The 19,411-nt window shown below is 62.9% G+C and carries 20 protein-coding genes; 4 read left to right on the top strand and 16 right to left on the bottom strand.

Annotated elements, in window-relative coordinates; all coding sequences use genetic code 11:
• Positions 1 to 96: 96 nt before the first annotated feature.
• From CJO11_RS10325 to CJO11_RS10375, 11 genes are all read right to left on the bottom strand, one after another.
• A complete protein-coding gene (locus tag CJO11_RS10325; RefSeq protein WP_095012638.1) occupies positions 97 to 993 on the bottom strand; it encodes an SDR family oxidoreductase in 897 nt (298 codons plus the stop codon).
• Positions 994 to 1,023: 30 nt separating this feature from the next.
• The gene (locus CJO11_RS10330) at positions 1,024 to 2,232 is read right to left on the bottom strand and encodes an acyl-CoA dehydrogenase family protein (protein WP_095012639.1); all 1,209 of its coding nucleotides are present in this window, start codon (positions 2,230 to 2,232) and stop codon (positions 1,024 to 1,026) included.
• 3 nt (positions 2,233 to 2,235) lie between these two features.
• On the bottom strand, positions 2,236 to 2,991 hold the full coding sequence (locus CJO11_RS10335; RefSeq protein ID WP_205651062.1) for a ThuA domain-containing protein: 756 nt from the start codon (positions 2,989 to 2,991) through the stop codon (positions 2,236 to 2,238).
• A gap of 11 nt (positions 2,992 to 3,002) precedes the next feature.
• A complete protein-coding gene (locus tag CJO11_RS10340; protein ID WP_240504447.1) occupies positions 3,003 to 3,773 on the bottom strand; it encodes an SDR family NAD(P)-dependent oxidoreductase in 771 nt (256 codons plus the stop codon).
• A 9-nt stretch (positions 3,774 to 3,782) separates the two neighbouring features.
• The gene (locus tag CJO11_RS10345) at positions 3,783 to 4,928 is read right to left on the bottom strand and encodes a thiolase family protein (RefSeq protein WP_095012641.1); all 1,146 of its coding nucleotides are present in this window, start codon (positions 4,926 to 4,928) and stop codon (positions 3,783 to 3,785) included.
• The gene (locus tag CJO11_RS10350; RefSeq protein ID WP_095012642.1) at positions 4,925 to 5,329 is read right to left on the bottom strand and encodes a Zn-ribbon domain-containing OB-fold protein; all 405 of its coding nucleotides are present in this window, start codon (positions 5,327 to 5,329) and stop codon (positions 4,925 to 4,927) included. The genes CJO11_RS10345 and CJO11_RS10350 overlap by 4 nt, the downstream gene beginning before the upstream one ends.
• Positions 5,329 to 6,417, bottom strand: a complete 1,089-nt coding sequence (locus tag CJO11_RS10355) for an acyl-CoA dehydrogenase family protein (RefSeq protein WP_095012643.1) — start codon at positions 6,415 to 6,417, stop codon at positions 5,329 to 5,331. The genes CJO11_RS10350 and CJO11_RS10355 overlap by 1 nt, the downstream gene beginning before the upstream one ends.
• Positions 6,414 to 7,658 carry a cytochrome P450 gene (locus tag CJO11_RS10360; RefSeq protein WP_095012644.1) on the bottom strand — a complete coding sequence of 415 codons (1,245 nt, stop codon included), beginning with the start codon at positions 7,656 to 7,658 and terminating at the stop codon, positions 6,414 to 6,416. Before CJO11_RS10360 ends, CJO11_RS10355 begins: the two co-directional genes overlap by 4 nt.
• Positions 7,659 to 7,728: 70 nt before the next feature.
• Positions 7,729 to 8,508, bottom strand: coding sequence for a ThuA domain-containing protein (locus CJO11_RS10365; protein WP_095012645.1), 780 nt, complete (start codon positions 8,506 to 8,508; stop codon positions 7,729 to 7,731).
• Positions 8,508 to 9,521 (bottom strand): NADP-dependent oxidoreductase, encoded by a 1,014-nt coding sequence (locus CJO11_RS10370; protein WP_095012646.1) that lies wholly within the window; start codon positions 9,519 to 9,521, stop codon positions 8,508 to 8,510. The genes CJO11_RS10365 and CJO11_RS10370 overlap by 1 nt, the downstream gene beginning before the upstream one ends.
• Positions 9,518 to 11,641, bottom strand: a complete 2,124-nt coding sequence (locus CJO11_RS10375) for a molybdopterin-containing oxidoreductase family protein (protein WP_095012647.1) — start codon at positions 11,639 to 11,641, stop codon at positions 9,518 to 9,520. The genes CJO11_RS10370 and CJO11_RS10375 overlap by 4 nt, the downstream gene beginning before the upstream one ends.
• A 124-nt stretch (positions 11,642 to 11,765) precedes the next feature.
• On the opposite strand from CJO11_RS10375, the gene CJO11_RS10380 reads away from it, so the two are divergent.
• Positions 11,766 to 12,767 carry an NADP-dependent oxidoreductase gene (locus CJO11_RS10380; protein ID WP_095012648.1) on the top strand — a complete coding sequence of 334 codons (1,002 nt, stop codon included), beginning with the start codon at positions 11,766 to 11,768 and terminating at the stop codon, positions 12,765 to 12,767.
• A 7-nt stretch (positions 12,768 to 12,774) separates the two neighbouring features.
• Here CJO11_RS10380 and CJO11_RS10385 read toward each other — a convergent pair whose 3' ends face one another.
• Both CJO11_RS10385 and CJO11_RS10390 read right to left on the bottom strand, forming a co-directional pair.
• Entirely contained in the window at positions 12,775 to 13,119 is a 345-nt protein-coding gene (locus CJO11_RS10385) for a putative quinol monooxygenase (protein ID WP_095012649.1), read from the bottom strand.
• A 2-nt stretch (positions 13,120 to 13,121) separates the two neighbouring features.
• Entirely contained in the window at positions 13,122 to 13,535 is a 414-nt protein-coding gene (locus tag CJO11_RS10390) for a nuclear transport factor 2 family protein (protein ID WP_095012650.1), read from the bottom strand.
• A 138-nt stretch (positions 13,536 to 13,673) separates the two neighbouring features.
• On the opposite strand from CJO11_RS10390, the gene CJO11_RS10395 reads away from it, so the two are divergent.
• Entirely contained in the window at positions 13,674 to 14,483 is an 810-nt protein-coding gene (locus tag CJO11_RS10395; protein ID WP_095012651.1) for an SDR family NAD(P)-dependent oxidoreductase, read from the top strand.
• 8 nt (positions 14,484 to 14,491) lie between these two features.
• Here CJO11_RS10395 and CJO11_RS10400 read toward each other — a convergent pair whose 3' ends face one another.
• The gene (locus CJO11_RS10400; protein ID WP_095012652.1) at positions 14,492 to 15,268 is read right to left on the bottom strand and encodes an SDR family NAD(P)-dependent oxidoreductase; all 777 of its coding nucleotides are present in this window, start codon (positions 15,266 to 15,268) and stop codon (positions 14,492 to 14,494) included.
• A gap of 104 nt (positions 15,269 to 15,372) precedes the next feature.
• Between CJO11_RS10400 and CJO11_RS10405 the strand changes: the two genes are divergently transcribed.
• Positions 15,373 to 16,992, top strand: a complete 1,620-nt coding sequence (locus CJO11_RS10405) for an FAD-dependent oxidoreductase (protein ID WP_095012653.1) — start codon at positions 15,373 to 15,375, stop codon at positions 16,990 to 16,992.
• Here CJO11_RS10405 and CJO11_RS10410 read toward each other — a convergent pair.
• The gene (locus CJO11_RS10410; RefSeq protein WP_095012654.1) at positions 16,989 to 18,254 is read right to left on the bottom strand and encodes a cytochrome P450; all 1,266 of its coding nucleotides are present in this window, start codon (positions 18,252 to 18,254) and stop codon (positions 16,989 to 16,991) included. The two genes, CJO11_RS10405 and CJO11_RS10410, sit on opposite strands and share 4 nt — an antisense overlap.
• A gap of 63 nt (positions 18,255 to 18,317) precedes the next feature.
• Between CJO11_RS10410 and CJO11_RS10415 the strand changes: the two genes are divergently transcribed.
• Positions 18,318 to 18,851: a nuclear transport factor 2 family protein gene (locus CJO11_RS10415; RefSeq protein ID WP_169829181.1), complete on the top strand. Its 534-nt coding sequence runs from the start codon at positions 18,318 to 18,320 to the stop codon at positions 18,849 to 18,851.
• Between the two features lie 28 nt (positions 18,852 to 18,879).
• Here CJO11_RS10415 and CJO11_RS10420 read toward each other — a convergent pair whose 3' ends face one another.
• A complete protein-coding gene (locus CJO11_RS10420; protein WP_095012656.1) occupies positions 18,880 to 19,410 on the bottom strand; it encodes a VOC family protein in 531 nt (176 codons plus the stop codon).
• Between the last annotated feature and the right edge of the window lies 1 nt (position 19,411).

A 19,411-nucleotide genomic window follows, 5' to 3' on the forward strand; every position in this document is an offset into this window, starting at 1 on the left:
TTTTGTTCGATTCGACAAGGGGGTGGATGTTTTGGCGCAACATGATGAATCCCGATCGATTTGTGGTGTGGTTTTGTGTTGGCACTTTGGTTCGCGTCAGGCTGTCCGTTCCGACTTGTCCTGCTGGTTGGAGGCCTTGATAAGGTCGCGCATCTGCTGCCACTGCTCGTCGCCGAGCGGAGACAGCGCCTGCCAGAAATTGCCTGCGTTGGCCTGGTAACCCGCGCCGTCGATCGCAATCGTCTGGCCATTCACGTATTCCGCACCGGGTCCCATCAGGAAAGCTGCGAGGTTCACCAGTTCGTGCATCTCGCCATGGCGTCCCATCGGGTTGGAGTTCGATTGCGAATTGTCGCCGCGCCCCTGCGGAGCGAGCCGGGCGGACATCCCCTTGGTCGGAAAGAGGCCAGGGGCGATCGCATTGAACCGCAGGCCATAACGTGCCCATTCGGTGGCAAGGCTTTGCGTCATTGCGTTGATCCCGGCCTTCGACATGGCCGAGGGCACCGTGAAGGCGGAGCCGTTCCATACCCATGTCGTGAGGATCGAAAGGAAGTTGCCGCGCCGCTTCTCGGCAATCAGCCGCTTGCCGACATTGTGGGTCATGTAGAACGTCCCGCGAAACACGATGTCCGCGATCGCGTTGAACCCGTTGATCGACAGGTCCTCGGTCCGGCTGATGAAGTTGCCGGCGGCGTTGTTGACCAACCCGGTGAGCGCGCCTTTCTGCCAGATCGTATCGAGCATCGCATCGATCGCTTCAGGATCGCGAATGTCGCAGCCGTGGCCGGTGATTGTCCCGCCATGGAGCGCCTTCAGCTCCTCGGCCGTTTCCTGGAGCTTTCCTTCGCGCCGGCCGCAGATGTGGACCGTCGCGCCCAGCTTTAGGAAGCCTTCGGCCATTTCCCGGCCAAGCCCGGTGCCGCCCCCGGTGACGAGGATCGTCTCGTCAGCAAGCAAGCCGTCGCGAAACATGATCTTGGATGCGTCCATGCGCGCGTTTCTCTCCCGTTGAAGCTGCGCTCAGAGCCCGAGGACGGACTTGGCGATGATGTTCTTCTGCACCTCGTCCGATCCGCCGAAGATGGTGGAGGCACGGTTGTTGAGATAGCGGCCCATCGCAATCTGGGCGGCTTCCGAGCCGATCGGGGCAGGTGCCGAATTGCCGTAGAGCGGCCGTTCGAGCGGCAACTGGAGCGCATCGTAGCCAAGCAGTTCGAGCCTTAGTTCGTCGACCTTCTGGCCTAAGTTGGAACCGAGCATCTTGGTCAGCGAGGTTTGCGGCCCGGGCGCGCGCCCGTTGGCAAGATCGGCAAGTATCCGCAGCTCGGTTACCTCGAGCGCCTCGGCTTCGAGCTTGAGCATGGCAAGCTTTTCGCGAAATGCAGCATGGCCGCCAATTGCCCCGTTAACGCCCGATGGCTGGCTATCGGCAATTGCACCGAGTTCAGTGATATTCTGGAGCAGCCTCGGGGCAAAACACGATCCGCCGCGCTCGTTTTCGAGCAGGTACTTGGCGATCGTCCAGCCTTGCCCTTCAGCACCGATCAGGTTGCTGGCCGAAGTCCGCGCGTCGCTGAAGAACACCTGGTTGACCTCATGATCGCCCGACATGGAGACGATCGGGGAAACTTCGACGCCTTCCTGATCCATCGGGATCAGCAGGAACGAGATGCCCTGCTGCTTGCGGCCGCTGTTGTCAGTCCGCACGAGCGCAAAAATCCAGTTCGCGTAGTGCGCCTGCGTGGTCCAGATTTTCGAGCCATTGACGATGTACTCGTCACCTTCGCGCCGGGCGGTTGTCTTGAGGCTGGCAAGGTCCGAGCCCGAACCGGGCTCCGAATAGCCCTGACACCAGAAATCGTCCGCGTTCAGGATACCCGGCAGGAAGCGTGCCTTCTGTTCGGGCGTGCCGAACGCGCAGATGACCGGCCCGACCAGCCGCAATCCCATGATCGAGAGGGCAGGCGCACCGGCGATGGCGCACTCCTTCTCGAAGATGAATTTCTGCGTCGGCGTCCAGCCGGTGCCGCCGTCTTCCTTGGGCCAGTGATAGGCGACCCAGCCTTGCTGGTTGAGGATCCGGTGCCATTCGAGGCCGATTTCCGGCTCGACGAATACGCCGGGGGTCTTGCGTCCGCCTTCGCGCAGGCGCTCGGGCAGGCTTTCGCTGATGAACGCGCGGACCTCTTCCCGGAAGGCCAGGTCCGCAGGCGAAAAATCCATATCCATCGTTTAGCTTTCTTCCCGCATCGCCCAGGCGATGCCCCGGCGTAGCATGTCGTAGTAGACTTCGTAATTCCACGCGCAGCGTTCCGGGTGTGGGTAGAAGTCCTGCATCCCCGGCAGGTCATAGTGTCCCCGGCAATGCCCCAGTGCGTTGTAGACGATCCGCCCTTCGCCGATATCGCGCGTGTAGACGATCGGCACCACCGCGTCGTTCCATTCGGCATCGACGAATCCGGTGGCTTCGCCGGAAAACTTCGTCTGGCACAGGATGTCGATCGGGGCGCTGGTGTTCGACAGGTAGAGCTCGTCGACAACCTCGAAATCCTCGATCCCGCGAGTCAGTTCGTGGTTGTGGTTGACCACTTCGACCGTAAACGGCCCGATCGGGGGGTGTGCCTTGAACTGGGTTCCGAGCATTTCCATCACGTCGGGCCGATCGTCGGGTGCGTCGACGAGGCCACTTTCAGTGAACACGAGGATCGAATTGGTGCCGTGGAGCGCGAGCCACTTGCCGCCTGCTTCCAGCCACGCCCTGATCGCCTTCGCCTCTTGCGGGCTAGGCATAAGGTCGCAGGTGTAGGTGATCAGGAACCGGCAAGCGTCGAGGCGCGCGGTATCGGCATAGTCGCACGCGACCGTAGTGCGGATCTCGGGATGGTCCGCGAGCAGTTTGAGGATCTCGAGCCGCGCGTAGTCGATGTCGTGGTATTTGCCTGCAGCAACGAAGTGTGCGTCGATCCGCTTGGCGGGTTGGTCACCCATGCGTAAGCCCCTCAATCCCTGATCGCGCCGCCGCCGTCGACCGTGAAATCGACGCCCGTCGTGAAGCTCGCTTCATCGCTGGCAAGGAATACCACTGCGCGGGCGACTTCCTCCGGTTCGCCGATACGGTTCATCGGATGCGTCGCGGCAAAGTTGGTCTCGATGTTCTCCGGCGTGTCCATGCCCGAGTACTTGTAGCGGTTGTACATCGGGGTGCGAATGGCACCAGGGTGGACGGTGTTTGCACGCACCGGGACCCCACGCGCCGCGCAGTCGAGCGCGATCGATTTGGTCAGCGCGGTCACACCGGCCTTGGTCGCGCTGTAAGCGGCGACGAACGCGGCGGGCCGCAGTGCAATCATCGACCCGATGTTGACGATGGCACACGGTTCCCCGCTGGCTTCCATCACCGGCAATGCAGCGCGGCAGCCATAGAACGGGCCATTGAGATTGATGTCGACGGTCCGTTCCCACGTATCGAGCGTGCCGTCGACGACATTACCGGGTTCGGAAATACCGGCGATGTTGCACAGCACGGTGATCTTGCCGAACCGGTCGACCGTTGCCTTGACCGCTTCGTGCCAGCGATCGAGATTGCGCACGTCGAGCTCGAAGGCGTCGGCATTGCTGCCCAGTTCCTCGGCCAGCGCCTTGGCCTTGTCGATCTGCACATCGCAAAGCATCACGCTGCCGCCCTCGGCGACGATCAGCCGCCCGACCGCAGCGCCGATGCCTTCAGCGCCCCCGGTGACCAGAGCTACCTTGCCTGTCATTCGTCCCATTGCGTTTCCTTATCTCTGCAGGATTGCCACGCCCGACAGGCCCGGCGCGCCATAGACATGGCTGTAGGCTGTCTTGGGATTGTTGGGCACTTGCCGTTCGCCGCCGCGACCGCGCAGCTGGACGACGTTTTCGTAGACCTGGCGCAGGCCCGAGGCACCGATCGGTTCGCCGCACGCGAGGCATCCGCCGTCGGTGTTCACAGGCAGCTTGCCATTGATCTCGGTGCGGCCTTCGGCCAGCCACTGTTCCTGCTCGCCGTCTTTGCAGAAACCGTTTTCCGCCATGTGCATGATCTCGGCTCCGGACTCGGTGTCCTGCAGCTGTGCTACGTCGATGTCTTCGGGGCCGATGCCGGCCTGTTCGAAAGCCGCCTTCGAGGCGAGCACGGTCGGCTTGCCGCCTTCCTTCACGCTGATCCCGGCCTGGAACACCTCGAAGCTGTCCGGTGGCCGCGTGCGGACCGCGACGCTGGCGATCTTCACTCCGTCCGCCCCCAGTTCGCGCATCTTCTTCTCGCTTGCGAGGATCAGCGCGACCCCGCCTTCTGCTGGCGAGCAGAACATGTATTTGGTCAGCGGATCGTTGATCATCGGGGCGTTCATGATCGTCTCGATGTCGATCGGGCTGCGTCGCCACGCGTGGTCGGCCAGCGACCCGTTGCGAAAAGCCTTTTCCGCCACCCGCCCGAGTGTCAGGCGCGAAATCCCGTGCAACTGCATGTAGCGCTGGATCTTGAGCGCGAAGAACTGCGTGGTCAGCATCATCCCGGTCTGGCCATACCATTCTGGCAGGCCATACGACTTGGGATCGGCGTTGAATGCACCGCGCGGGTGCTTGTCGAACCCGGTGGCAAGCGCGAGGTCGTAGGCCTCCGAGGCGATCGCCATCTGCGCCGAGGCCAGCGCGCTGCCGCCGGTGGCACAGCCGTTGGCGACGTTCACGAACGGCAGGCTGGTGAGGCCGAGTTCATTGACCATCACGTCGGCCGAGCCCGCCGCTGCCGATCCGCCATAGGCGCATTCGATGTCGGGCCAATCGAGGCCGGCATCGGCGAGCGCTTCGCGAACCGCGTATACACCCTGTTCACGCCCTGAGCGCGAGTCTGTCCTGCCGAAGGGATGGATCCCCGCACCGATGATATAAACGTCTCTCATGAGTTCTTGTCCGGCCTGAAGGCGAATGTGCTGTGGCGATCGTTGAACGGGACGATGCAGAATTCCATCGGCATGCCGAGGCTGAGGTCGTCCAGCGTGGCGTCGACGATCCGGGTTTCGACGATCACTTTGCCCGGGATTTCGACGTATCCGAGAAGGTAGGGTTCGAAGTCCTGCGGGCCTTCACCCGGGCCTTCGTAGGGCGTCTTGGGCCGGAACTCCTGACTGGTCCAAGACCATAGGGTGCCCTTGCGCGGCAGCGGGTAGGGAGTCACGTCCTTTGCAGCATCGCCGACCGGCATCGGGAATACGATCTCGCCCGAGGGCAATTGCCCGGCGATCAGGCGCGGCTCGGGCTCGTCGGTCCACAGGTCCTCGGCAATCGGTTCGAGCGCGGTCATCAGGCAGCCCTTGCATAGTGGGAGAGTTCTTCGGCGCGGCCGCCGAAGAGCTTTTCGAGAAGGAGCAGGCGCTTGAACGCATGGCCGATCGCCAGCTCGTCGGTAATGCCCATGCCGCCGTGCATCTGGACCGCCTCGCGTCCGATTTTCAGCGCGACCTCGGAAATGAACGCCTTGGCACCCGAGACCTGGGCAGCCCATACGTTAGTGTCCTGATCGTCCGCGAGCACGACGCGCCACAGCATCGAGCGTGCCTGTTCGAGCGAGGCATAGCATTCGACCATGCGATGCTGCAGCGCCTGGAAGCTGCCGATCGGCACGCCAAACTGCTCGCGCTCTTTGGTATAGGCGACGGTATCGTCGAACAGCCGCTGGGCGAGGCCAACCATCTCGGCAGACGCCAGCACCCGAACCAACGTGATCGTCTGCCCGAACCGGTCGGCCGCGATCGCCAGTCGTGCATCGGCCGGAACTGCTGTCGCGTGGAAACGCAGCTCGACCGCAACGCTGCCATCGACCAGGCGGTATGGCTGGATGTCGAGGCCCGAAGCATCGGCGGGCACCAGGAAATACGCCGTTTCGCCAGCGCATGCGGCCGAAACGATGAACGCATCGGCGATCGCTCCGCCCAGGACGAAGGTCTTTTCGCCCGACAGCCGGAACCCGTTGCCATCGGCAATCGCCTTCGTGGCGGAGGGAGTGAGGCTGTAGCGCATCGCGCGCTCGGCGAGCGCCGCGGCGACCACCTTCGATCCGTCGATAACCGACGGCAGAAGTTCCTTGTCGCCTGCGTTGGCCAGCGACCTGGCCGGGAGGAAGCCGTTCTCGAGCCAGGGATCGGCGCTGATGGTGCGACCGAGGGTCTCGCCCACGACCGCGAGATCGCCCAGCGAACTGCCCATGCCACCGCAATCCTCGGGAACGCACGAACCGATCAGTCCCAGGCCGGCAAGAGAACGCCAACGCTCAAGATCGTATCCGTGCGCGCTCTCGCGCAGGCGGTGACGTGCAGCCGTATCGAAGGTTCCGACGAATTTTTCGACCGTACTTCGAAACAGCTGCTGATCGTCTGACAGGTCAAAATTCATGCGGCGCGCCTGAAGCGGATCGGCAACCGGGTGACGCCGCGCAGGAGCACGTTCGGTAGCACCTTTATGCCGTCCTCATCGGCCACTTCGAAGCCGTCGAGCCGTTCCAGCAACTCGTCGAACGCGACGAACATCTCCTTGCGGCTGAGCATGTTGCCGACGCACATGTGTGGCCCTTTGCCGAAGGCGATATGGGCGCGGGCATTGGTGCGTTCGACGTCGAACTTGTCAGGGTTTTCGAACTTGCTCGGATCGCGATTGGCCGAAGCGTAGCGCAACTGGAGCATCGCCCCAGCCGGGATCGAAACCCCGCCAAGTTCGGTATCTTCCTTGACCAGACGCCACATGCCGGCGCTCGGCGTTTCGTACCGAAGCGCCTCTTCGACCATGTTCTGGATCAGCTTGGGGTTGCGCCCTCCGGCAGCCGCCTTGGCCTTCTCCATCTGGTCGGGGTTCCGGATCAGTTGCAGCAGGCACCCGGCCAGAGTCGACGTGGTGGTTTCGTTTCCTGCGACCATGAATTGCTGCATGATCGAAATGATCTCTTCGTCGGTCAGCGGCGTTTCGCCTTCGACCCGGGCTTCGACCAGGTCCGTCAGCAGGTCGTCGCCGCCGTTGGCGCGGCGGTCGTCGATCAGTCCCTTCATATATTTCTGGTATTCCACAAAGCTACGCGCGCACTCGAGTTCGCGCTCGCGGTCTACCAATTGGCTGAACCGGTCGACGGCGGCGTCCGACCAGTACTTTACCTGTCTCGGATCGTTATCGAGCCCGATTTGCTGGGCGATCATCGCTACCGGCAGTGGAATTGCGAACTCCTCGACGAAATCGCATTCACCTTTGTCAGCCATCGCCTCGATGAGTTCTATCGACTTGGCGCGCATGTCCGCCTCGATTGCGTTCACGCGTGGAGCCGAAAACGCAAGGTTGACGAGCTTGCGGTTGCGGGTGTGGACCGGCGAGTCGGCAGTGAGCAAGGTCGGCGGGTTGTCCCATCCTTCTGCCAGGATCGCCTGGATCTCCTCGTCGTCGGCACCCATCAATGAGCCGAAGTCGTTGGAGAAGATGTCCGGCTTGGCGGTCGCTTCTGAGCACAGGTCGTACGACAGCACGAGGTAGGTGTTCATTTCGGGGAAATGGCGGATGGCAAGACCTTCCGCGTGCGCCGCCCGGTAATAGTCGAACGGATTGGTCAACGTCTCCGGGACGAAGAAATTCGCTTGATCGATCGGCTTGTTCAAGTGGGCGCTCCCATCGGCACTTTCATTTCTGTTTTAGCCTGCCGACCGCTGTGCGCGATGCGTGAATTTGTTAGGTTTTGGGCGGGCTCGCGACGAATTCGAGCGCATTGGCAAGAATCTTCAGGACGGCAGGATTTTCATAGGCAGCGGGCCCGTCGCCGAACTGCAGATAGATCAGCGGCGCGGCAATTGCCCTGCTGGCCCACGCAACGAGGTTGCTGCCCTCGTCATGGTCCCAACCTTCGTTGGAAAACATCTTTCCGGCCACCGCGAGTTTCGCCGAATAGAAGTTGTCGCGGGTAAAGCTGTGCCGTGCCCGGACAAGCGGTTCGACATCGCCCTCAAAGATTTCTGCCAGGTACAGCTCGTCGCACATCTCGAACTGGTCGGGTAATCCGTCGGTGACGGGGTGCTGAGCGACCACTTCCGCCGTGTATTCGACGTCGTGGCGATACCCGGAATCGGGCTTTGCAACGCCGCGGACGGTACCGGGCGTGTAGAGGAAGCGACCGCCGATCCACTCACTCCATTCGGGCCATGCGGCCCAGCCGGCGATCGCATGATGCATGGCAACCGCACCGCGGCCGCTGGTAAAACGGGCGCGCAAGCGCTCGCGAAATTCAGGCGACGGCGGCCTGGCGATGGCGACGCCCGTATCGAAGTCGTAGCCCGGCATATCATAAAACAGAACGGCGTCCGCGCTGTCGATCGCACCTTCGGCAACCGCCTGCTCGGCCTCCGGGTGATGCAGGTGCGTGATCGACCAGTCGCCGAGCCTGCCCAATAGCGCATCGAACGCATCTTCGTCGAACGGATGCCCACCGGTCAGGACTGCAAGCGAGCGGGTCATCAGGCGATCTTGAGGATCATCTTGCCCTGGTTACTGCCGCTGAACAGCCGCATGAATGCGCCGTAGGCGTTTTCGATTCCCTCATCGATATGTTCGTCGATTACGATCCGTCCTTCGCTCGCCCATTTGCCCATTTGCTCGGCGCCCTCGGGAAACCTTGCGACATAGTCGGCTACCAGCAACCCGGTGATCGAGGCTCGCTTGACGATCAGCTGCCACAAGTTTCGCGCACCCACGCGATCGGTCGAATTGTACTCGCTGATCAGACCGCAAAGCCCGACGCGCGCGTGCATATTGAGCGAGTTGAGCCCCGCATCGAGGATGACCCCGCCAACGTTTTCGAAGATCACGTCGACACCGTCGGGCGCAGCTTCGGCGATTGCAGCGGTGAGTGCTTCCTCGTCCTTGCCGCGATAGTCGATGGCAGCGTCGAAACCGTAGCGCTCGGTCAACCGGCGACATTTTTCGGGATCGCCGGCGATGCCGACCGCGCGACAGCCGCGGATCTTTGCAAGCTGGCCGACGATAGAGCCGACCGCCCCGGCCGCACCGGTCACGAGCACCGTGCCATCCTCCCTCGGCTTGCAGACCTCGAACAGACCGAAATAGGCGGTCATCCCGACCGCGCCGAACAGCGAAAGATAGTTGGTGACCGAGGGCACCACCTGCGGATCGATCGGCTGGGTAAAGCCGCCGACCGCGCCCACCGAATAGTCCTCGATCGCATTGAGCCCCATTACCCACTGGCCGGGTTCGAATCCTTCGGCCTTGCTTTCGGCCACGACGCCGATGGTGCTGGCGCGGACCGGATCGCCGAGCGGGATCGGCGGCATGTAGCTTTCTGCATCGTCCATCCACCCGCGCATCGCCGGATCGAGCGAAGCGTAGTGGTTGCGGATCAGGAACTGGCCTTCACCGATCCCGGGCACCGGCTCGGTGACCAGCTCGAAATCCTCGGGCACGGGCTCGCCGTTCGGGCGACGACGAAGGACGAAGCGCCGGTTCTCGCTCATGCCGCTGCTACCTTTACCGGGATGGCGCTTTGCAGCGCCTGGCCAGTGATCGGATCGAAATCCACTTCATCGCTGGTCAACCGATTGGTCGAACCGCCGATCTCGCGCACATTGTGCTTGCCCGCTTCGCTGTCGCCATAGGCGTGCGCCATCGAAACGAGGCCTCGGCGCACCTTGTCGCTTGCCTTGGCTACACCGTGGATCGTGGCGTGGGGGCTGGAAATCTCGACGATCTCGCCATCGGCGATGCCAAGCTCTGCCATGTCTTCCGGATTGATATAGGCCGGGTTGGTCGTAGTCTTGGCCTGCAAGGCCTTGAGCGGGTGCCCGATCGAATTGAACCGGGTCTTGGACCGGCGGGAAATCAGCTTGAAGGCAAACCCCTCGCTTGCCGGCCGGTCTTTGCCGTATTCGGTCAGGTGGTGCGGCATATCGCCGATCGTCAGATTGAATCGGTGTGTCTCGTTCTCGTCGGGTGGACCGACGATGGGGTGAAGGGCGTCGTAAACCACCGCCTCTCCCGCCTTCGAATCCTGGCGGACCTGGCTGGGCGGGACCATGCAGCCAGCGGTCATCAGGTCGAGGAACGTCTGCTTGTCGGGGCATTTTTCCATCGGGACTTCACCACCCGCCAACGTCAGTGTCAGGCCGAGATGCTTGGCGAGGTGCCACATCATCTCGTATTCGTCGATCGTATCGCCGGGCGCTTCCGCCAGCGCTTCGGTGTAGCGGGCATAAGGGCGCTCGTGCCACCATTCGGACAAGCTGGTGATGTCTTCCCGCTCGAGGCACTGCTTGGGGGCGAGCACGACATCGGCCCTTTTGGCGCTGGCCGACATCCACGGATCGACCTGGACGAACAATTCGAGATCGTCGAGCGCGCGGCGCATCTTCATCTGGTTGGGGAAGGCGATCTCGGGATTGCCGCCGACCGAAATCAGCGCTCGTACCTGCCCTTCGCCGGGGGTGAGGATTTCGTCGGCGAGGACGTTGCACGGCATCTCGAAGCCGAGCACGCCGAGCCCGCGGAAGCGCGATTTGGCGAAACCTTCGCCGAACATCGGCGTCGGCGGTGCGACTTGCGCCCTGCGCGGCGTTTGGACGGTATAGACCCCTGGAATACTGGCCTTTTCGCCCTCCTGCGTGAACCGTGCGCAAAGGATATTGAGTGCGCTCACGAGGTATTCGGTCAGCGTACCGTTGCCGGCCATTTCCGGCCCGGTTCCGGTTACCGCACAACCCTTTTCCGCCTTCGCGAACATCCGCGCTGCGGCAACCAGGCTGTCCTTCTCCACCCCCGCCCGTTCCGCGGCAACAGCGGGTGTGAACGGCGCAACCGCCTCGGCCAGCTGCTCGAAGCCATCGACATGGGCCGACACGAAATTGCGGTCGTAGAGCTGTTCTTCGATAATGACGTTGAGCATTCCCGCGAGCAGCGCAGGGTCCTCGCCCGGCTTCACAGGCAAGTAAATGTCAGCCAGTGCGCCCGCATCGCTGACGCGCGGATCGGCGACGATCAGCTTCATGCCTGCGGCCTTGCGGTCGCGAATCCGCCGCGAGGGCGAAAACGGCGGCACGCCGCCTGCGGGCGAATAATGTGAGACCATCGGGTTGTTGCCGATGAGGAACGTGACGTCGGCTTCGGAGAACGTGTTCGTCCCGCCCATCCATTTGCCGTAGCGCGCGGTGGTGAAGACCTTGGCCGGCTGGTCGAGCGTCACGCTGGTGTAGTAGTTGCGGGTGCCGATTGCCTGGCACAGCGCCAGCGCGGCGGCCATCCCGGCACTGTTCTGGAAACCCCCGGAGCCAAAGAAGAGAGCCACCGAGTGTGGTCCGTGCTTTGCGATAATGTCTTTCAGCTTGTCGCCGACGAAGGCGAGCGCTTCGTCCATCGGGGTCTCGACGAATTCCCCGTCGCGTCGCACCAGGCTGTGCACCAGCCGGTCGGGACTGTTGTGGGATTCGGGCAGCTGCCGCCCCTTGACGCAGGTGTAACCACCGAATTCGGGATCGTCGGGATCGCCCCGAACCGAGATGACCTTGCCGTTCTCGACCTCGGCGATCATCGCACAGTTGGCGTGACAGAAGCGGCAGAATGTCTTGTGTGTGCTCACGGCCATGCGCGGACTCCTTCAGTCATCGCAAATTAGCAGCCGGAGCGGAGCGAGCGACTGGCACTTTTGCCCGTGGTCGCCGCGCTTGGGGGCAGGGCATATGCTGCAGCCACTGCACAGGAGACCGACAATGCCGACAGCCACCCGCCAGTTCCTGCTCAACGCCCATCCGCGCGGCAGGGGGATCGAAGATGGCGACTTCAAGCTGGTCGAGACCGAGATCGCCGATCCGGGCGCGGGCGAAGTGCTCCTCAAGACCCGGTGGCTCGGGTTCGATCCGGCGCAGAAGGGCTGGATGGAAAACATCGCCGACTATGTCGCCCCGATGGAGATCGGCGATGTGATGCGGGGCAGCGCGATCAGCGAAGTGATCGCCAGCAACAATCCGAAATTTTCAACCGGCGATCTCGTGATGGGTTCGACCGGGTGGACCGAACATCACCTTTCCGATGGCGCGGAGCTTACCAAGATCGAGACCAGCCTTTCTCCCACGACGATGCTCTCGGTTCTCGGGACGACCGGGCTCACCGCCTATTGCGGGCTGTTCAAGGTGGGCCGGCCGATGGCGGGTGATACCGTGCTGGTTTCCGGCGCTGCAGGGGCGACCGGATCGGTCGTCGGCCAGCTGGCCAAGATCGCCGGGTGCCGTGCAGTCGGTATCGCCGGAGGGCCGGAAAAATGCGAGTGGCTGGTCAAGGAAGCCGGCTACGACGCAGCGATCGACTACAAGGCGGACAATGTCCGGCGCCAGATCAAGGAGCACTGCCCACGCGGCGCGGACGTGGTTTACGACAACGTCGGCGGAGCGATCCTCGACGATATGCTCGCCAACATCGCGACCGGTGCGCGGGTGGTCATCTGCGGCGGGATCAGCCGATACGAAACCGGCAACCTGCCGGCCGGGCCGAAGAACTACTTCAACCTGATCTTCCGCCGTGCCAGCATGGCCGGGTTCATCGTGATCGACTGGACAAGCGAATTCCCTGCAATCCGCAAGCGGCTGGAAGGCTTCGTGAAGGAAGGCAAGCTCGCTTACCAGGAAGACATCCAGCACGGTTTCGAAAACGCGCCGGCGACGCTCAAGCGCCTGTTTACCGGCGCCAACCGCGGCAAGCAGTTGCTCGAGCTTTAATCCGCGATCAGACGTCGAAGCTGGGAGTCGCCTGTCCGTCCGGACCGTAAACCGGCGCTTCGGCGGATACGCGGTATTTTGCGCTGACCGCGCCGGTGATCCCGAAATTGCCGATGTGGTCGCGCATCCCGGCATATGCAGGTCCGGCAAAGTGGCTGGCGAGGGCTTCCTCGCTGGTCCATTCCTCGAACACATTCACGCGGGCCGGGTCGTTGCCGTCCGCGCTCCAGTCGTAGCGCAGGCAGCCGGGTTGCTCGAGCGCGGCGTCGATCCACTTCTTGCCCGAAGTGAGCGCTTCGGCCCGGCGCGCCGGATCGACGTCGATCTGCGCGGAAATTACTACCTTGGCCATTCTCACTCTCCCTTGGGGTTGTATTCGGCGACGATGCGGAACGCACGGTGGGTGAACTGCCACTGGCCGTCGATCTTCGCCAATCGATCTTCGTACATCCCGCCCACGGCGCGGGTGACACCGTCCTTCATGTGGAGGAATTCCTGTGTCTGGACGCGCGCGGTGGCAGTGTCGCCGGTGACGGCGATCATGCACGGCACGCAGTGGAAGCTGACCGCCTCGATCCCGCTCATGGCCTGTTCCCAGAACGCGACGATTGCATCGCGACCGGCAAATGTCTGCCCGAAGAAGTCCCACGTAGCGTCTTCGGCCCACACGGTACCCCACGTCGCGGCATCGCTGCGCACTACGCCGTCGGCATATACCCCGTTGAGCTCGGTGATTTCCTGTCGGTCGGCCAGCGGTCCTGAAAACATCGCGCCTCTCCTTCGTTTGTCTGTTGCACGCCCTATCGCCCGTCCGGCGCGCGTCCGACAATCGTTACTTTTGCCAAGGGCGCTGCGCCGCAGAAGGCGCTACCCCTGACTGCCACGAGGACTAGAGGAGCGAGAGCGATGGGCAGGCTGGAAGGCAAAACCGCGGTAATCCTGGGGGCGGCATCGAAGGACAACATGGGCCAGACCATCGCCCGGAAGTTCGCCCGCGAAGGCGCGAAAGTGATGGTCGCCGGCCGCAAGGAAGCCGCGCTGAAGGAATGCGCCGAGGAGATCGGCGGCGTCTATGCACTCTGCGATATCACCAGCCGCGACCAGGTGATGGCGCTTGCCAGCAAGGCGGCTGCAGAACTCGGGCGGGTCGATGCCGCGATCAATACCACTGGCTGGGGCCTCCTCAAGCCACTCCTCGAGACCACCGAAGAGGAACTCGACGCGATCGTCGCGCTCCAGTTCAAGGGCGTGCACTTCTTCCTGGAAGCGTTCGTGAAGCAGATGATGGAGCAGGATCCGCCGGGAGGCTCGATCATCTCGACCTCGTCGGCTACCACCAAGGCGCTGATCAACAATCACGCCGCCTATATCGGCACCAAGTCGGGCTCGGAGGCGCTGATCCGCTGCGTTGCCAACGACTACGGGCAGTACGGCATCCGGGCGAACACGATCTCGCCCGCGTTCACGCATTCTCCGATGACCGAGCAGTCGTTTGCCGTGCCGGGCCTGGTCGATGCCTTCCTGCCGCGTTACCCGCTCGGTCGGCTCAATACGTCAGAGGACGTGGCCAACGCTGCGCTCTGGCTATGCAGCGATGAGTGTTTCCTTACCGGCGAGAACATCCAGGCGAACGGCGGGCTGCAATTGCGCGGCAATCCGCAGGCGCGCGACATCGAGGCAGCCGTAGGCGCGGCAATGGCGAAGCAGGGGGCCTAGCCCGCAGATCAATACTGCGCGGTTCCCCCGTCGACGCTGAGCATTGCCCCGGTGATCCCGGCACCTTCCTTGGAGGCTAGGAGCACAGCAACAGCGGCGATTTCCTCCACCTTGTTGGGGCGCTTGATTGCCGATTCGCTGGCGAACAGCTCGATCATCTCGTCCAGCTCCATGCCCATCGCCTTGGCTGTCTCGGGGCCGTTGGTGCGGATGATGTCGGTGATGACGATCCCGGGGCAAATTGCGTTGACCGTGACGCCCTGGGCGCCGACTTCACGGGCAACCGACTTGGTCAGGCCATTGACGGCATGCTTGGCCGCTGAATAGGCGGTCAGCACGGGCTTGCCATGCTTGCCCTCCATCGAGCTGATGTTGATGATCCGCCCGTCCTTTTTCTCGAGCATTGTCGGTAGCGCGCGGCGGCACGCCCAGAACGTGGAATAGACGTTCCATTTCATGGCGTCGTCGAAAGTCTTGTCGCTCAACGCAACGAGCGGTTGGAGGTCGCCCGCACCGCCGGCGTTGTTGACCAGGATATCGAGTGTTCCGAAATGTTCGATCGTCTTGTCGACAAAACCTTCGACATCGTCCTGGCTCATCGCATCACCGGCGATAAAGATCGCCCGGTCTCCCGCACCGATTTCCTCAAGCACCTTTGCTGCCTTCTCGGCATTTCGTGCCATCAGCGCGACTTTGGCGCCTTCCGCGAGGAAGGCCTCGGCAATTCCGCGACCGATCCCTGCAGTGCCACCCGTGATCGCTGCAACTTTTCCTTCGAGGCGCATGGCCGTCTCCCTTCCAGCGCAAGGATAGCGCCGCGCAATTCGGTTCTCCCACCGCCAAAATGAAGGGTTGTACCTAAAGCGGCCAAAGCGGCTTAGTCGCGATCATGGAAGAGACCGACGTAATCGTGCTGGGAACCGGTGCTGCCGGGATGACTGCCGCACTCGCAGCGCACGAGGGTGGGGCAAGGGTCAGGCTGATCGAGCGCGGCGAGCGGGTCGGCGGGACAAGCGCGGTGTCGGGCGGGGTGATCTGGATCGCCGGCAATCCGGCGATGCGCGAGGCGGGCATGGCCGACAGCCGGGAAGAGGCGCTGGCCTACTTCAGGGCGCTTGAGCACGGTGACCTCGTCGACGATACTCTGGAGGCTTTTGTCGACAATGGACCGGGGGCGCTTGCATTCCTGACTGGTGCAGGGGCACTCAGCGTTTCGCTGCTGCCCGGCTACCCCGACTATTACCTCGATCGGCCGGGGGCCAAGCCCGAAGGTGGCCGCGCGCTCGACCACGACCTGTTCAGCCTCAAGGAATTGGGCAACTGGGCCGGCCGGATTTTCGCAATCGAAGACCTGAAGCCGATGATGCTGCGCGAGACCCCGCTGGGTGGCGGGACCGGTGTCGTGCCACCCGAAGAGATGCAGCGGCGTATCGCCAACGACGAGCGAGGGTTCGGCCAGGCGATGGTCGGGCGGATGCTCAAGGCATGCCTCAAACGCGGGATCGAACCCGAGTTCGGCGTCGAGACCGAGCGTCTAATGGTCGAAGATGGCCGAGTGGTGGGCATTGCCGGATCGCAGGGCGGCAAGCCGTTCGAGCTCCGGGCGAAGCGCGGTGTCGTGATCGCAACCGGCGGGTTCGAGTGGGATGCGGACCTCAAGCAGACATTCCTGCGCGGCCCCGTCGACGCACCCGCTTCCCCGCCGACGGCGATTGGTACGGGTTTGCGGTTGGCGATGCGCGTCGGGGCAAAACTGGGAAACATGACCAGCGCATGGTGGGCACCTACGCTGGCGCCTTCAACCGCGCGCTGGGCCTCGGGCGAGCAGCGCGCCTCGCCGCTGCTGATCGAGCGGACCGTGCCGCATTCGCTGATGGTCAATCGCAAGGGCAAACGGTTCTGCAACGAAGCGGCGAACTATTCTGCGCTCGCCGGGGCGTTCCACGAATTCGATCCGCAGAGCTACGACTACGAGAACCTGCCGGCCTGGCTGGTTTTCGATGCCCAGTATCGAGCGCGCTATCCCATCGACACGGTGATGCCGGGCGATCCCTTGCCCGAGTGGGTTACCGAAGCAGCGAGCCTCGCGGAGCTGGCGGCAAAGATCGGCGTGCCCGTGGTCGCCCTTTCCGCCACAGTGGCGCGGTTCAACGAGTATGCGGCCAAGGGCGAAGATCCGGACTTCGCGCGCGGGACCAGCGCCTACGATCACTTTTATGGTGATCGCTCGCGCGAAGGCACCGCAACGACGCTCGGCGTGGTGGACCAGGCACCGTTCTACGCAGTGGAAGTCCATATGGGACTGCTCGGCACCAACGGCGGGCCGCGCACCGACGGCGAGGCGCGCATCCTCGACCATGCGGGCCAGCCGATCCCGGGCCTGTTCGGAGGAGGCAACGCGATCGCATCGCCCACCGGGGGAATCTACGCCGGGGCCGGGGGCACGCTAGGTCCGGCGATCACCTTCGGATACATCGCCGGGCGCAGCGCGGGCCGTGCGGCCGCCTAGCGACGCTTCGGTTCGAATTCGATATGCAGTTCTTTCAGGCTGCGCAGCAGGAAATGCGGGTGGTAGCCGAAATCGTTCTTGCCCTCGGCGAACCACATATCTTCGAACCGGTCGATCACGGCAGTAAAGCCCCAGGTCAGCTCGCGCCTCGCCAATGGCGCGCCGAGGCAGTGGTGGACGCCTGAACCGAAGCCCATGTGACTGCCCGCCTTGGGCCGCTCGAGGTCGAGCTTCTCAGGGCATTCAAACTGGCGCTCGTCGCGGTTGGCAGCAGCGAACCGCACGTTGACCATCGCGCCTGCCGGGATCGTGGTTCCGCCCAGTTCGACGTCTTGGGCAACGAACCGCATCAGGCTCTGCACCGGCGTTTCGAGCCGGACGACTTCCTCGACGAAAGTCTTCATGTAGCGCTCCGGATCGCTCTTGAGCTGGTGCCACACATCCTTGTTTTCGATGAGAAGCTTCATCCCCGCCGCCAGCGCATTGGTGGTCGTTTCGCTGCCGCCGACGAAAGTATCTGCCATCATTTCCGCGTGGAGCTCGTTGTCGGTGAGCGTACGGCCCCAGTCTTCGATCACGGTGTTGACCAGCACGCTGATTAGCGACTCGTCGGGGTGCTGACGCAGCCGCTCGAAGATCGGCTGGAAATAGTGCTGCGCTTCGATCTCGCGATCGACCATCTCCAGGTGGCGGTCCTCGGGCAGCATGAACGAGATGCGGTGGAAGAACGCTTCGGTCCAGCTCTTGATGCGCCAGATATCCTCGCGCCGCGCGCCCATCTGCTCGCCGATGATGTAGAGTGGCAACGGGATGCAGAACTGGCTGACCCATTCGCATTTCCCGTCGGCAACGAACCCGTCGATCAGTTCGTAGGCTAGTTGTTCGACTTTGGGGTCGATTTCCTTGATGCGACCGGGCTTGAACGCTTCGTTGAACATTGCCCGCATTTGCTTATGTTCGGGATCGTCGCGCCCGTTGAGCGTCGCGGCCGGAAGCCAGCCTTTCTCTTCGAAGCGCCCTGCTACTTTGCGCCCGCGCTCGGCGTCTGCGGCAGAAGCGCGAAAGAGCCCCTCGGCGGCCGAGCTGGGAAATGCCTTCGGATCGAGCAGCACCCGGCGCACGTCTTCGTAGCGGGTCACGACGAAGATGTCGGTTCCTTCGATCCGGTGGACCGGATCTTCGTCGCGCAACACGCGATAGGCTTCGAACGGGCATTGCTGCACCGTCGGGTCAAACAGGTTCACGTCGGCTTTGCTGGCCAAGCCTCACTCCTGAAAATGCGAATGGACGGCCGTGAGGCTGCTCTCATAGGATTGCGAGGACAATTGGCGAAAAAGGTGGGTGCGATGGACGCGGCGGTGCAGGAATTGTTGGACCGGAAGGCGATCGGCGATGTCGTCGCCCGCTACGCGCGCACGCTCGATTGGCTCGACGATGACGGGCAGGCGAGCTGTTATTGGCCCGATGCCGAGCTCGACTACGGTTTCTACAAAGGCCCGGCGGCAGAATTCTTGCCAGTGGTCATGGCGACCGAGCGCGCGTCGGATCGGCGCTGGCATATGCTCGGCGGTTTGATCGTCAAATTTGCTTCGGCAGATGCCGCGATGAGCGAATGCTACGGGATTTTCGCTGGAGCGACGCGTCAGGACGACGGCTCGCTGGCGGGTCACCTCTACGGCGGGCGCTATCTCGACGAATGGCAAAAGCGCGCGGGCGAATGGCGCATTTCCAAACGGCTCTACATTTTGGACTGGCGCCAACGGCTCGAGGACCAGCCCGAATTTGCCCCTGATCCTGCCTTGCCACTGCCGACTCTCAAGATCGATGCCAGCGGCCATCCGCTCTACCGCCCGATGTGATCGCTCCTCGGCAGGCGGCCTGTTTCGATCAGTTGAGTTTGCGGATCGGATCTTTGCCATCCCAGTGCCGTGCTGCATCGGCGACCATTTCGTAAAAATCGGTAAGTCCGTCAGACGGTTCGTAGAGCTCGATCATATGCCCCAGGGAACCGCGCGCATCGACAAACGCGTAGCGCGTGCCAGTCGCGGTTTCGCTCAACTGGGCGAGCGGCATGCCATTCTCGGAGCAGTGGGCGATCGCAGGATCGAGCCGCGAGACGAAGCTGGCGACATGATGGAAGCCGAAGTGGCCGGAGCCCTGCGGGTAGAGATCGTGGAAGGCACTCGGATCGTCGCCGTGCTGCTGGACGAACTCGATCATCTTGTCGCCCCACTGCCCGTAGGCCGAGGTGTGATCGTGGACCACGCGCCGACCGCGATGCTCGCTCCAGACGAGCGGGACGTGATCGAACACGAAGAACGGTCCAGATCCGAAGGCGGCATTGTGGGCAAGCGCGGCTGCGCGTGCGTCTTCGACGTAGTAGGCGACCTGGCACGGCTTGAGCGGTGCCCACAGCATC

The organism is Tsuneonella mangrovi (genome assembly GCF_002269345.1).
Classification (GTDB): Bacteria; Pseudomonadota; Alphaproteobacteria; order Sphingomonadales; family Sphingomonadaceae; genus Tsuneonella; species Tsuneonella mangrovi.

Bases quoted from the DNA above. Each gene is read 5' to 3' on its own strand.
- CJO11_RS10325 (WP_095012638.1), bottom strand. From the start codon at position 993: ATGGACGCATCCAAGATCATGTTTCGCGACGGCTTGCTTGCTGACGAG.
- CJO11_RS10330 (WP_095012639.1), bottom strand. From the start codon at position 2,232: ATGGATATGGATTTTTCGCCTGCGGACCTGGCCTTCCGGGAAGAGGTC.
- CJO11_RS10335 (WP_205651062.1), bottom strand. From the start codon at position 2,991: ATGGGTGACCAACCCGCCAAGCGGATCGACGCACACTTCGTTGCTGCA.
- CJO11_RS10340 (WP_240504447.1), bottom strand. From the start codon at position 3,773: ATGGGACGAATGACAGGCAAGGTAGCTCTGGTCACCGGGGGCGCTGAA.
- CJO11_RS10345 (WP_095012641.1), bottom strand. From the start codon at position 4,928: ATGAGAGACGTTTATATCATCGGTGCGGGGATCCATCCCTTCGGCAGG.
- CJO11_RS10350 (WP_095012642.1), bottom strand. From the start codon at position 5,329: ATGACCGCGCTCGAACCGATTGCCGAGGACCTGTGGACCGACGAGCCC.
- CJO11_RS10355 (WP_095012643.1), bottom strand. From the start codon at position 6,417: ATGAATTTTGACCTGTCAGACGATCAGCAGCTGTTTCGAAGTACGGTC.
- CJO11_RS10365 (WP_095012645.1), bottom strand. From the start codon at position 8,508: ATGACCCGCTCGCTTGCAGTCCTGACCGGTGGGCATCCGTTCGACGAA.
- CJO11_RS10370 (WP_095012646.1), bottom strand. From the start codon at position 9,521: ATGAGCGAGAACCGGCGCTTCGTCCTTCGTCGTCGCCCGAACGGCGAG.
- CJO11_RS10375 (WP_095012647.1), bottom strand. From the start codon at position 11,641: ATGGCCGTGAGCACACACAAGACATTCTGCCGCTTCTGTCACGCCAAC.
- CJO11_RS10380 (WP_095012648.1), top strand. From the start codon at position 11,766: ATGCCGACAGCCACCCGCCAGTTCCTGCTCAACGCCCATCCGCGCGGC.
- CJO11_RS10385 (WP_095012649.1), bottom strand. From the start codon at position 13,119: ATGGCCAAGGTAGTAATTTCCGCGCAGATCGACGTCGATCCGGCGCGC.
- CJO11_RS10390 (WP_095012650.1), bottom strand. From the start codon at position 13,535: ATGTTTTCAGGACCGCTGGCCGACCGACAGGAAATCACCGAGCTCAAC.
- CJO11_RS10395 (WP_095012651.1), top strand. From the start codon at position 13,674: ATGGGCAGGCTGGAAGGCAAAACCGCGGTAATCCTGGGGGCGGCATCG.
- CJO11_RS10400 (WP_095012652.1), bottom strand. From the start codon at position 15,268: ATGCGCCTCGAAGGAAAAGTTGCAGCGATCACGGGTGGCACTGCAGGG.
- CJO11_RS10405 (WP_095012653.1), top strand. From the start codon at position 15,373: ATGGAAGAGACCGACGTAATCGTGCTGGGAACCGGTGCTGCCGGGATG.
- CJO11_RS10420 (WP_095012656.1), bottom strand. From the start codon at position 19,410: ATGCTGTGGGCACCGCTCAAGCCGTGCCAGGTCGCCTACTACGTCGAA.